1 pseudogene is annotated in these 720 nt (G+C 48.8%); it reads left to right on the top strand.

Features of this window, described 5'->3' with window-relative positions:
• Positions 1-720 (top strand): annotated as a pseudogene (locus tag R7O13_RS26920) (ATP-dependent DNA helicase DinG); the annotation flags it as partial.

Below are 720 nucleotides of genomic sequence, written 5' to 3'. Positions count from 1 at the left end.
GTATCGCTCACTCGCTCAAGGGAAATGGGATGGTGACCGCGACGCTTGGCCTAAACCTATAGACGACCGCATCTGGCAATTGATTGTCAGCGACAAACACAGCTGCAATAACAGTTTGCCAGGTCACAGAGGGTGCCCGTTTCAAAAGGCGCGTTCTGAACTGGACAAAAATGATGTGATCATCGCGAATCACTCTCTCGTTATGGCTGATGCTGACTTAGGTGGTGGCGTAATCTTACCAGAGCCAGAAAATACGATTTATGTCTTTGACGAAGCTCACCACCTGCCTCACGTCGCCCGTGATCACGCTTCAGCATCCGCAAGTTTAAAAGGCGCAGCAGCGTGGCTAGAGAAGCTGAATCAGTCAATCAGTAAATTTTCATCACTGGCTGATGAGAAACGTGTCGCTCGATTCCGCAATGACTTGCAAGACTCCGTGCAAAACTTAATACCTGCGCTCACTCAGTTGACTAAGCAGTTCGATCCAGCTCAGTTTGAAGAAGGCATCTACCGCTTTGAACATGGCGAACTGCCAACTTGGCTAGAAAACCAATCTAAAGAGCTAAAGCAGTTCAGCAAGAAAGCAAACCAAAGCGTCGCGAAAATCGCCGATCTTATCGCAGAAAGAGTCAAAGATGGCGAACTCGCGGCAAGATTGGCCGAGCCTACGCTCGCTGAACTAGGTTTCTATATTCAACGACTAGAGAACCTCGCTCAAGT

The organism is Vibrio sp. Y176, assembly GCF_033438945.1.
Note: the sequence above shows the minus strand (reverse complement) of the source record. Positions and strands in the feature narration are given on the sequence as shown.